Annotated in this window: 9 protein-coding genes; 5 read left to right on the top strand and 4 right to left on the bottom strand. The window is 61.3% G+C overall.

What is annotated here, in order from left to right; genetic code table 11:
• Nucleotides 1–164: 164 nt before the first annotated feature.
• The gene (fabG, locus tag ABRP95_RS07070; RefSeq protein WP_284782283.1) at nucleotides 165–929 is read right to left on the bottom strand and encodes a 3-oxoacyl-ACP reductase FabG; all 765 of its coding nucleotides are present in this window, start codon (nucleotides 927–929) and stop codon (nucleotides 165–167) included.
• A 230-nt stretch (nucleotides 930–1,159) separates the two neighbouring features.
• On the opposite strand from fabG, the gene clpX reads away from it, so the two are divergent.
• The gene (clpX, locus tag ABRP95_RS07065) at nucleotides 1,160–2,455 is read left to right on the top strand and encodes an ATP-dependent Clp protease ATP-binding subunit ClpX (RefSeq protein ID WP_284770211.1); all 1,296 of its coding nucleotides are present in this window, start codon (nucleotides 1,160–1,162) and stop codon (nucleotides 2,453–2,455) included.
• Between the two features lie 57 nt (nucleotides 2,456–2,512).
• Here the strand turns inward: clpX and ABRP95_RS07060 are convergent, their stop codons facing one another.
• Nucleotides 2,513–3,271, bottom strand: coding sequence for a TetR/AcrR family transcriptional regulator (locus tag ABRP95_RS07060; protein WP_349839144.1), 759 nt, complete (start codon nucleotides 3,269–3,271; stop codon nucleotides 2,513–2,515).
• A gap of 408 nt (nucleotides 3,272–3,679) precedes the next feature.
• Between ABRP95_RS07060 and ABRP95_RS07055 the strand changes: the two genes are divergently transcribed.
• A complete protein-coding gene (locus ABRP95_RS07055) occupies nucleotides 3,680–4,642 on the top strand; it encodes a malate dehydrogenase (RefSeq protein ID WP_284852617.1) in 963 nt (320 codons plus the stop codon).
• Here the strand turns inward: ABRP95_RS07055 and panC are convergent.
• Together panC and panB are read right to left on the bottom strand one after the other, a co-directional pair.
• Nucleotides 4,639–5,460 carry a pantoate--beta-alanine ligase gene (gene panC, locus ABRP95_RS07050; RefSeq protein WP_349839143.1) on the bottom strand — a complete coding sequence of 274 codons (822 nt, stop codon included), beginning with the start codon at nucleotides 5,458–5,460 and terminating at the stop codon, nucleotides 4,639–4,641. The two genes, ABRP95_RS07055 and panC, sit on opposite strands and share 4 nt — an antisense overlap.
• 11 nt (nucleotides 5,461–5,471) lie before the next feature.
• Nucleotides 5,472–6,293, bottom strand: a complete 822-nt coding sequence (gene panB / locus ABRP95_RS07045; protein ID WP_005277923.1) for a 3-methyl-2-oxobutanoate hydroxymethyltransferase — start codon at nucleotides 6,291–6,293, stop codon at nucleotides 5,472–5,474.
• A gap of 57 nt (nucleotides 6,294–6,350) precedes the next feature.
• Here panB and ABRP95_RS07040 point away from each other — a divergent pair, with 57 nt between their 5' ends.
• Genes ABRP95_RS07040 through ABRP95_RS07030 form a run of 3 tightly spaced genes read left to right on the top strand, consistent with a single transcriptional unit; the run spans nucleotide 6,351 to nucleotide 11,136 of the window.
• Nucleotides 6,351–9,083: a valine--tRNA ligase gene (locus tag ABRP95_RS07040; protein WP_284852615.1), complete on the top strand. Its 2,733-nt coding sequence runs from the start codon at nucleotides 6,351–6,353 to the stop codon at nucleotides 9,081–9,083.
• Entirely contained in the window at nucleotides 9,083–10,654 is a 1,572-nt protein-coding gene (gene folC / locus ABRP95_RS07035; protein ID WP_370658452.1) for a bifunctional tetrahydrofolate synthase/dihydrofolate synthase, read from the top strand. Before ABRP95_RS07040 ends, folC begins: the two co-directional genes overlap by 1 nt.
• A complete protein-coding gene (locus tag ABRP95_RS07030; RefSeq protein ID WP_239268709.1) occupies nucleotides 10,651–11,136 on the top strand; it encodes a DUF4233 domain-containing protein in 486 nt (161 codons plus the stop codon). The genes folC and ABRP95_RS07030 overlap by 4 nt, the downstream gene beginning before the upstream one ends.
• Nucleotides 11,137–11,138: the final 2 nt, after the last annotated feature.

The raw sequence follows: 11,138 nt of genomic DNA, 5'->3' as shown, positions 1-11,138 counted from the left end.
ACTTCGTGCTCTCAAAGAAAACTACTCCCTACTAGTCGGTAACTGATTTCTCAGTCCAACTAATGGGGAGCAGTTCACCGTAACGGTGTCGGCGGGGTTATCTGTGTCTTAGGGTGGGCATCGTCAAGCGCCAGCTGGGCAAGCACTAGCTAGGCAGGTGCAGGCTAGCGCGGCGGCAGGATGGCCTCGGGGGTTTCTGGCAGGAGCTGGCCGCCGTCAATAATCAGCGTTTGGCCGGTGATATATCCGGCCTCGGTGGAGGCGAGGAAGGCCGCGGCATTGCCAATATCGCGCGGGCTACCAAGCCGGTGCAGCGGAATGGAGCGCGTCATCTCATCGAGGTACTCCTGGCCCTGTGCCTCGAGGCCTTCGGTGAGGATATTTCCGGGCAAAACGCCATTGATGGTGATGCCATCGCGGGCGATTTCTAGGGCAGCGGAGCGGATGAAACCTTGTTGGGCCGCCTTGGAGGCGCCGTAGTGCGCCCAGCCGGGAAAGCCGGTGTGCGAGCCGGTAATGGAGGTGGTAATGACAATGCGCCCGTAGCCTCGTTCCTTCATATACGGGAGGGCCTCCTGCACGACCTTGAACGTGCCGTGGGTATTGATATCAAACATGGTTTCCCACTGCTTATCCGTCATCTCTTCCAACGGGCAGTTGGGAAAGACCCCGGCATTGGAACAGACGATATCGATTGCGCCGTGCATGGCGTGGGCTTTGGCAAACAGTTCTTTAATGGAGTCCCTATCGGTGACATCGACAGAATAGGCGGTAGCACCGAGCTCCGCGGCGGTGGCTTCAGCCTTGTCGGTGTCAATATCGGCGATAATGACGTTGGCGCCGGCTTCGCGCAGGGAGGCAACGATGCCTTTGCCGATGCCCGCAGCCCCGCCCGTGACAATCGCGGTACGGTTGGTGAGGTCAAACATGAAATGGCTCCTTCGGCGGTGGTGGAGGTAGTGGAGGATCCAATCCCAAGTTTAGTGGTGTGGGCGGATAAAGATCTGCGAATTTCGCCACGCGGAGGGAATGAATAGGAGCCGTGTCGGGTTGATTTACTAAGGTAGATTTTTGAACAACCAACCGCGGGGATGGAAGTGAGCGAGCCTTCCGCCCCACCTTTAAAAGCGGTAAACAAGAGCGAGTGTGAAAGTACTGAATGGCACGTATGCAAGAAAGCGCTGATCTCCTGAAGTGTTCCTTCTGCGGAAAGAGCCAAAAGCAGGTGAAAAAGCTCATCGCCGGCGGCGGGGTCTACATCTGCGATGAGTGCATCGAGCTCTGCAATGAGATTATTGAAGAAGAGCTCGGCCACGAGCAGGCCGAGGAGTCTTCTGAGGCGGAGGTGCGCCTGCCTAAGCCTTCGCAGATTTCTTCCTTTTTGGATAAGTACGTCATTGGCCAGGACAAGGCCAAGCGCGTGCTGTCGGTTGCGGTGTATAACCACTACAAGCGCATTAAGGCAGAAGAATCCGCTGCGTTAGATGCGCGACGGAAGAAGGCCGAGGGCGAAGAGGTAGAGATCTCCAAGTCCAATATTTTGATGTTGGGGCCCACCGGTTCCGGTAAGACCTACCTGGCGCAAACCTTGGCGCGCCTGCTGGATGTGCCGTTCGCCATCGCGGATGCCACCAGCTTGACCGAGGCCGGCTATGTGGGTGAGGACGTAGAAAACATCCTCTTGAAGCTGCTGCAGGCAGCAGATTTCGATGTGGAGCGCGCCCAGCGCGGAATCATCTACGTCGACGAAGTGGATAAGATTTCCCGCAAATCCGAAAACCCCTCCATTACCCGCGATGTCTCCGGCGAAGGCGTGCAGCAGGCGCTGCTGAAGATCCTGGAGGGAACCGTGGCTGCTATCCCGCCGCAGGGCGGGCGCAAGCACCCGAACCAGGAATTTATCCAGCTGGATACCTCCAATATCCTCTTCATTGTCGCCGGCGCGTTTGCGGGCCTCGACCAGGTGATCGCGGATCGCGTGGGCAAGAAGGGCGTTGGGTTTGGCGCGAAGCTGGGCACCGAAGACGAGCGGGAAAAGGTGGACCTATTTTCCCAGGTGCGCCCGGAAGACCTCGTGAAGTTCGGCTTGATCCCAGAATTTATCGGCCGCCTGCCCGTGGTGGCGACGGTGGATAACTTGGACCGCGAGGCCCTGGTCAAGGTGTTGACCGAGCCCAAGAACTCCCTGCTCAAGCAATACAGCCGCCTATTTGAGATGGATGACTGCGAGCTGGACATGGATGCCGGGGCGCTGGATGCTATCGCAGAGCTCGCCCTCGAGCGCAAGACCGGCGCGCGCGGCCTGCGCGCGATCCTGGAAGAACTGCTCGTTCCAGTGATGTTTGAGCTGCCGGACCGGGAAGATATTTCCGCCGTGCACATTACCGCGGACTGCGTCACCCAGGGCGCAGCGCCCGAATTCACCTACAAGGATGAGGCAAAGGAATCGGCCTAGCGAGAGAAACGCTGTGGTAGGAAAAAGGGGCATCGGCAAGCAGCCGGTGCTTTCTTTTTATGCCTCGCCGTAGATGTCTTGCGGGGAGGCCTCGTCGCCCTCGTCGGCATCAGAAGGCACCAAGTAAGACTCGTGGCCGGAATCGGGGATATTGGCGGTGAGGAATGCCAGCACGGTATCGACGGTAAGCCGGTGCATGCCGTCGGTATTTGCCTGGCTGGACATATCCACGCCCAAGAGGTTGTCCATCATCGCCCGGTTGGTCACGCGGTACGAGGCGAGCGAGGCGATGATGGTGAAAATATCGTTGGTGGAAATGCCCGGGCGGAAGGCACCGGCGTCCTGGCCCAGCATGAGCAGGCGATCGAGGTGAAGGGCGACGCCGCTAAAATCCGCCACGGGATTGGTGGAAGAGCCCACGATGGACTGGGCGGTTTCCCAGGTCATCATGCGGATGGCCTCGGGGTGGTTGACGTACTGCCAAAAGATCCAGTCCACCAGCTTGCGCACGCCTTCGACCGGGACCGCGGAATCGAGTTCTAGGTCTTCTTCGTCAGGGCGCAGGCGTTCGGCGGCGGTGCTTAAAGCCCTTAAGTACAAGCCCTGTTTATCGCCAAAGTGATAGTGAATCATGCGCTTGGACATGCCGGATTCCGCGGCGATGGTATCCAGTTTGGTTTCAGAAAAACCCCACGCGGAAAACTGGGAAATGGCGATATCCACCACGGCATCGGTGCTGATGGAATCCGCAGCGTGAGCGTCGGAGTCTTCCGCCTGCTCCGCAGCGTGCAGCGGTTCGGTGTGCTCAGTGCTCATAGCATGTGTCCTATCTCTGCTTCGCGGCGCCGATGTGGCGATGGTGGGTAGTGTCTCGGGAACTGCACGGCCGGCCTCATGCTGGTTCGATGCGGCAGTGGTTGGCCACCGTGCAGCCGCCCACAGGCAGTGAATGCATCCCTGCAAGCGCGCTCCCCAGTGGGGTCTGTGCCGCTTCCATCATGCCCGATTAGCCCCACCCCGCGGGAGGAATGTGCCCATTGGGGGCGTTAATTTGGAGGTAAATGGGGGTAATATCCGGAAATTTGGCGGCGTTTTCCCTCCGAAAGAGGGGGATTTATTTCACAACACGCTACCTCCGTATAGCGCTAAGCTCGGGGGTGGATACATCCCGTGGAGGGTGGCGTGCATGAGGGGCGCTTACAACTCCACGACATACGAGGAGGAATGAGCATGACCCAGCCAGTAAAAGTAACCGTCACCGGCGCCGCCGGAAATATCGCCTACTCCCTGCTGTGGAGGATTGCCGCAGGCGACGTATTTGGCAAGGGCACCCCGGTAGACCTTGCCCTGTTGGAAATCCCAGCGGTAGTAGAAAAGGCCGAGGGCGTGGCCATGGAGCTGCGCGATTCCGCCCTGCCGCTGGTTAACTCGATTACGGTGACAGATGACCTCAAGGTCGCCTTCGAGGATGCCTCCGCCGCATTCCTCGTCGGCTCCCGCCCGCGCAGCAAGGGCATGGAGCGCGCTGACCTGCTCGAGGCCAATGGCGCCATCTTTACTGAGCAGGGCAAGGCCATCAATGACTATGCGGCGCGCGATGTCCGCGTGCTGGTGGTGGGCAACCCAGCCAATACCAACGCGCTGATTGCCGCGCATAGCGCGCCGGATCTGGATAACTCCCAGTTCAACGCACTCATGCGCCTAGACCACAACCGCACCTTGGGCCAGTTGGCGGCCCAGACGGGCAAGGCCACCAAGGACTTTTCCAAGATTGCGGTCTGGGGCAACCACTCCGCCACCCAGTTCCCGGATATCGCCTTCTCAAACGCGGAGGTAGATGAGCAGTGGTACCGCGAGGAGATGATCCCCAAGGTGGCCAAGCGCGGCGCGGAGATCATCGAGGTGCGCGGCAGCTCGTCCGCGGCGTCGGCTGCATCTGCGGCCGTGGACCACATGCACGATTGGGTCCACGGCACCGAGGATTGGCGCACCGCCGCCGTGCCTTCGGATGGCTCCTACGGTGTCGATGAGGGCCTCATCTGCGGCTTTCCCACCATCTGCCGCGACGGCAAGTGGGAAATCGTCCAAGGCCTGGAGCTCAGCGATTTCCAGAAGGAGCGCATCGAGGCCTCCGTGCAGGAGCTGCGTGAGGAGCGCGAGGCCGTAGCCCACCTGCTGAAAGGTTAAGCCTTCAGCACCAAGTTATCGATGAGCCGCACCGGCCCCACATGCGCTGCTACCAGCGCCAAGGCGGGCCGGTGTTGTGCATCTACGGGTTCGAGCGTGGCCGGGTCCACCACGGTGAGGTAATCCACCGTCACGCCGGGGGAGGAAGCGAGCTGGGCCTCAGCTTCTTCACGTGAGGCGCCATCCTGCAGCGCGAAGAGTGCCTGGGATAAGGCGACCGCCTGCTCACGCTCGGCGGCACTGAGGCGCGCATTGCGGCTGGACTCGGCCACGCCGTCCGTTGCGCGCACGATGGGCACGCTGATGATGTCCAGCGGCAGGTCGAGGTCCGCCACCAGGCGGCGGATGATCGCTACTTGCTGCGCATCCTTTTGCCCAAAATAAGCGCGGTCTGGTGTGACAAGGTGAAACAGCTTGCTCACCACGGTGGCCACGCCGTCAAAGTGGCCGGGGCGCGAGGCACCTTCCAAGACCGAGCCCATCTCACCCGTGCGCACCCACACCCGCGGGGTGCCACCCGGGTACATTTCCTCCACGCTGGGGGCGAAGACCGCATCGACTCCCAACGAGTCCAGCAGTGCGGCATCCGCGTCGAGGGTGCGCGGGTAGGCGCGGTAGTCTTCGCAGTCGCCCAGGTCCGTGAACTGGAGGGGATTGACAAAGACCGAGCACACCACGGTGTCGTTGTCTTCGCGGGCGCGGCGAATGAGGGAAGCGTGGCCGTCGTGAAGCGCGCCCATCGTGGGCACCAAACCCACGGAACCGGACGCTGCCGCGCGGAAGGCACGGAGTTCGGATTTAGTTGTGAGGATCTGCATGGCTTAAGACCTTAGTCCTCGAAAGACTCCTCGGCGTTGGGGAAGGAACGTTCACCCACATCTGCGACATAGTCCTTCGCTCCTTCCAGCAGCGCGCCGCGCAGATTCGCGTAGCGGCGCACAAAACGCGGCGCCTTGGGACCTCCCAGGCCGAAGGCATCGGTCCACACCAGAATCTGACCGTCGGTCTGCGCGCCGGCGCCGATGCCGATGGTGGGGATGGGCAGCTCCTTGGTCACCTGCTCAGCAAGGGCTGCCGGGACCATCTCCAGCACCACGGCGAAGGCGCCGGCCTCGGCGAGGGCGCGGGCGTCGTCGTGAAGCTTCTCCGCACCGGCACCCCGGCCTTGGACCACGAAGCCGCCCAAGGCGTGGACCTGCTGGGGTGTAAAGCCAATGTGGGCGCAGACCGGGATGCCGGCGGCGACAAGCGCGGCAACAATGGGAGCGCGCTCCGCACCGCCCTCCAGCTTCACGGCCTGCGCGCCGGTTTCCTTCATGACGCGCACCGCGGTCTCCAGCGCCTGGGAGGGGCCGTCCTCATAGGAGCCGAAGGGAAGGTCCACCACCACGAAGGCGCGGGAGGTCGAAGCAACCACCGCGCGGGCCAGCGGGATCATCTCATCGAGGGTGAGCGAGAGCGTGGTTTCGCGGCCCAGCACCACGTTGGCCAGGGAATCGCCGACGAGCAGGAGATCGACCCCGGCTTCATCGAAGATTTCGGCGGTCAAGCAGTCGTAGCTCGTCAGGCACGCGAAGGCCTGAGAGTTGTCTTTGGCTTGGGTGAAGTAACGGGTGCGGAGGCGGGCGCGGTGGCCAGGGTTGTGAGACATGCCCTTACTCTAGACAGGCCGGTGGTGCCAGTTGACGCACAGGGTAGAGTTGGCCAGGTGACTGATCAGAATAAAGAGCAACTCGTTGGCACCAACCGCGCGGACCAGCTTCCCAAGTCCTGGGAGCCGCAGGCAGTAGAAAAAGACCTCTACGAAGGCTGGGTAAGCGCCGGTTACTTCACCCCGGATGCATCCTCGGAGGCGGAGCCTTATTCCATCGTGCTGCCGCCGCCGAACGTCACCGGCCAGCTGCACATGGGCCACGCCTTGGACCACACTCTGATCGACTCCATCATTCGCCGCAAGCGCATGCAGGGCTATGCCACCCTGTGGCTGCCGGGCGCTGACCACGCAGGCATCGCCACCCAGACCAAGGTGGAGGCCCGTCTGCGTGAGCAGGAGGGAAAGAAACGCTGGGACTATGAGCGCGAGGAATTCATCAACAAGGTCTGGGAATGGAAGGAAGAATTCGGTGGCACCATCCAGAACCAGATGCGCGCCATCGGTGACTCCGTGGACTGGACCCGCGAGCGCTTTACCCTGGATGAGGGCCTGTCGCGTGCGGTACAGACCATCTTTAAGAACCTCTACGATGAGGGCATGATTTACCGGGCCAACCGCCTGGTCAACTGGTCACCGGTGCTAGAGACCGCCGTTTCTGATATCGAGGTCGTCTACAAGGACGTCGAGGGCGAGCTGGTCTCCATCCGCTATGGCTCGCTGAACGACGATGAGCCGCACCTCATTGTTGCCACTACGCGTGTGGAAACCATGCTTGGCGATGTCGCCATTGCCGTCCACCCCGACGATGAGCGCTACGCCCACCTCGTGGGCCAAGAATTGGATCACCCCTTCCGCGATGACCTGAAGCTGAAGATCATCGCCGATGATTACGTGGACATGGATTTTGGTACCGGTGCGGTAAAGATCACCCCGGCCCACGATCCAAATGACTACGCCATGGGCACCCGCCATAACTTGGATATGCCGACGGTGATGGATACCACCGGCCACATCGCGCATACCGGCACCCGGTTTGATGGCATGACGCGCGAAGATGCGCGCGTGGAAATTAGGGAGGCGCTGCGGGAGCAGGGGCGCATCCTCAAAGAAATCCGCCCCTATGTTCACTCCGTGGGCCACTCGGAGCGCTCCGGCGAGCCCATCGAGCCGCGCCTATCGCTGCAGTGGTTCGTCGATGTCGCGCAGATGGCGAAGGCTTCCGGTGACGCCGTGCGTGAGGGCGATACCGTCTTGCACCCGCAGTCGCTGGAACCGCGCTATTTTGAGTGGGTCGATGACATGCACGATTGGTGCATCTCCCGCCAGCTGTGGTGGGGCCACCGCATCCCCATTTGGTACGGCCCGGAGCGCACGAACGAGTCCGGTGAGATCGAGCGTGACATCGTGTGCGTCGGCCCCGATGAGGAGCCGCCGGCAGGATACGAGCAGGATCCGGACGTCCTCGATACCTGGTTCTCTTCGGCGCTGTGGCCATTTTCCACCCTGGGCTGGCCCGATAAGACCCCGGATCTGGAGAAGTTCTATCCCACCAACGTGCTGGTCACAGCCTATGACATCTTGTTCTTCTGGGTCGCGCGCATGATAATGTTCGGCACCTTCGCCGGTACCAAGACCCCAGAGCTTTTGGGTAAGGGCACCGATGGCCGCCCGCAGATTCCTTTCAAAGACCTTTACCTGCACGGCCTTGTGCGCGATGAGCAGGGCCGCAAGATGTCCAAGTCCCTGGGCAATGGCATTGACCCGATGGACTGGGTGCGCGATTACGGCGCCGATGCGCTGCGCTTTACCCTTGCCCGCGGCGCCAACCCGGGCGTGGATTTGCCGCTGGGCTCTGATGCCGCCGCGGCATCGCGCAATTTCGCTACCAAGCTCTTTAATGCCACCAAGTTTGCGCTGATGAACGGCGCCGGCGTGGCACCTTTGCCTAGCCGCACGGAGCTTTCGGATGCCGACCGCTGGATCCTTGACCGCGCCGAAGAGGTGCGCACCCAGGTCGATGCCTACTTGGACGATTATCAATTTGCCAAGGCCAACGAGCTGCTCTACCACTTCACCTGGGATGAGCTCTGTGACTGGTACCTGGAGATTGCCAAGACGCAGATCCCGAGCGATGGCGAAACGGTAGAAGGCCGCAATACCCAGATCGTCTTGGGCCGCGTCATCGACGTGGTGCTGCGCCTATTGCACCCCACCATGCCGTATGTGACCGAGGTGCTGTGGAAGGCATTGACCGGCGGGGAATCCATCGTCATCGCCCCGTGGCCCACAGTGGCCGATACCAACGGCGGCGCCACCAAGGACGCGGTGGCCGCCCGCCGCATCGATGATGCCGATAAGCTCATTACCGAGCTGCGCCGCTTCCGCTCCGATCAGGGCGTTAAGCCTTCGCAAAAGGTGCCGGGCCGCCTCGACTTCGCCGCGGCAGACCTGCAGGGCCAAGAGGAATTGGTCCGCAACCTGGCCAATACCACCGCGCCGGGCGAGGACTTTAACCCCTCGGCCTCCATTGAGGTGCGCCTGTCCCAGGCCACCGTGGAGGTAACGCTGGATACCCACGGCGCGGTCGACGTTGAAGCCGAGCGCAAGCGCCTGGAAAAGGATCTGGCCAAGGCCAATAAGGAACTGGAACAGACCGGCAAGAAGCTGGGCAATGAGAACTTCCTGGCCAAGGCGCCGGAAGAGGTGGTCAATAAGATTCGGGCGCGCCAAGACATCGCACGCGAGGAAGTCGAGCGCATTACCAGCCGTTTGGAGGGCCTTAAGTAGTGACAGATCAGCGCTTCAATCACGACGCCAACGGGAACGGCGAGGTCGCCGGGGGAGAGGACGATTTTGAAATCGTCGATGCCCTCAAGGAAGGCACCGATGGCACCCCGGTGGAGATCACGGAATCGGGCCTGACCCTGAACCTCGGCATGGGCGAAGACGAAGAATATAACGACGCCGCGCCCCAAGAGGTATCCCCGGAGGAGCTGCAGGCGCTCGGTGAGGTGGAAGACGAGCTCAACCAGCGCTGGCCGGAGACTAAGATCGAGCCCACCCTGGAGCGCATCGAGATGCTCATGGATTTGCTCGGTCACCCCGAACAGTCCTTTGATGTCATCCACATTGCGGGCACCAATGGTAAGTCTTCTACCGCGCGCATGGTCGATTCGCTGCTGCGTTCCTTCCACCGCCGCGTGGGCCTGGTCACCAGCCCGCACCTGCAGCGGGTCACCGAGCGCATCGGCATCGATGGCCGGCCCATCCACCCGCGCGACTACGTGCGCCTGTGGCACGAAATCAAGCCGTACGTGGAGATGGTGGATGCGCGCTCTGAGGTCCCCATGTCCAAGTTCGAGGTCTTGGTGGGCCTATCCTATGCAGCGTTTGCCGATGCCCCCGTTGACGTCGCCGTCGTCGAGGTCGGCCTCGGTGGGACGTGGGATGCCACGAACGTGGTCAATGCGGACGTTTCCGTGATTACCCCGGTGGGCCTAGACCACACGGATTACCTGGGCAGCGATATTCGGGAGATTGCGGGGGAGAAGGCGGGTATCATCAAGCGCCGCGCCGATGCCGAAGACCCGCTGACCCCGAATGAAAACATCGCCATTATTGCCGAGCAAGACCCTGAGGCCATGCAGGTCATCCTGCAGCGCGCGGTGGATATGGATGCCGGCGTGGCCCGCTCCGGAGCGGAATTCGCGGCCTTAGAATCCCGCATTGCGGTCGGTGGCCAGCAGGTTAATATCCAGGGCCTCGGCGGCATGTACGAGGATATTTTCTTGCCGTTGCACGGCGAGCACCAGGCCAAGAATGCGGCCGTTGCCCTTGCAGCGGTCGAAGCCTTCTTCGGTGCCTCTTCCGGGCATCCTCTGGATATTGCCTCCGTGCGCAACGGTTTTGCCAAGACGATTTCGCCCGGCCGCCTCGAGCGAGTGCGCACCTCGCCCACGACGTTTATCGATGCCGCCCACAATCCCCACGGCGCCAAGGCGCTTGGCGCGGCGCTCGACCGCGATTTCGATTTTGCGCGGCTCATCGGCGTGCTCTCCATCTTTGGCGATAAGGATGCCCAAGGCATCCTCGCCGCGCTGGAGCCGTACTTGAGCGAGGTGGTAATCTCCCAGAACTCCTCGCCGCGCGCGATCGATGCCTATGAATTGGCGGAAACGGCCCGCGATATTTATGGCGAAGAGCGCGTCTATGTGGCCGATGATCTGCCCGGTGCCTACGCGCAAGCCGTGGAGCTGGCGGAGGAATCTGAGGTGCAATCCGGCTCCGGTATTGTCATTACCGGTTCGGTGGTTACCGCCGGCGAAGCCCGCGCTATGTTTGGAAAGGAGCCCGCATGACCAGCCCCAATCCTAGGTCCCGCCTGCCTCGTCAGCCGCGCCGCGGCGACGACATAGCGGACAATGAAATCGGCCCATTGGGCCTAGGGCAGGATCCCGTTAAGGATCCGCTCAAGAGCTTTAATGGCATGGTCATCGCCAGCTCGCTCATCATGGAGTCGATCACGCTCGTTTTGGCGCTGCCGCTGTTGTACAAGCTGTATGACGGTACGCTGTGGACGCCGTTTAACTACGGCGTAGTCATAGGTGCCCTGATATTCCACTTGGGCATGATCGCGTTTATGAATAAGAAGTGGGCGCTGACCGTCATCGTGTGGGCGCAGCTATTGGGCCTTATCCTGGGTTTTATGGCGCACTGGTCCATCGCCGCGATCTTCATCATCTTTGGCATGGAGTGGCTCCTTGCGGCGTATTTGCGCAGTAACTTAATCGCCCGCATGAAGCGCGGTTACTTAACTACCCAGCACCTCAACCAGAAGTAGTG

The sequence above is a fragment of the Corynebacterium sp. KPL2895 genome (assembly GCF_040225815.1).
Lineage (GTDB): Bacteria > Actinomycetota > Actinomycetes > Mycobacteriales > Mycobacteriaceae > Corynebacterium > Corynebacterium rhinophilum.
Note: the sequence above shows the minus strand (reverse complement) of the source record. Positions and strands in the feature narration are given on the sequence as shown.

Bases quoted from the DNA above. Each gene is read 5' to 3' on its own strand.
- ABRP95_RS07030 (WP_239268709.1), top strand. From the start codon at position 10,651: ATGACCAGCCCCAATCCTAGGTCCCGCCTGCCTCGTCAGCCGCGCCGC.
- ABRP95_RS07060 (WP_349839144.1), bottom strand. From the start codon at position 3,271: ATGAGCACTGAGCACACCGAACCGCTGCACGCTGCGGAGCAGGCGGAA.
- fabG (WP_284782283.1), bottom strand. From the start codon at position 929: ATGTTTGACCTCACCAACCGTACCGCGATTGTCACGGGCGGGGCTGCG.
- clpX (WP_284770211.1), top strand. From the start codon at position 1,160: ATGGCACGTATGCAAGAAAGCGCTGATCTCCTGAAGTGTTCCTTCTGC.
- panB (WP_005277923.1), bottom strand. From the start codon at position 6,293: ATGTCTCACAACCCTGGCCACCGCGCCCGCCTCCGCACCCGTTACTTC.
- panC (WP_349839143.1), bottom strand. From the start codon at position 5,460: ATGCAGATCCTCACAACTAAATCCGAACTCCGTGCCTTCCGCGCGGCA.
- ABRP95_RS07055 (WP_284852617.1), top strand. From the start codon at position 3,680: ATGAGCATGACCCAGCCAGTAAAAGTAACCGTCACCGGCGCCGCCGGA.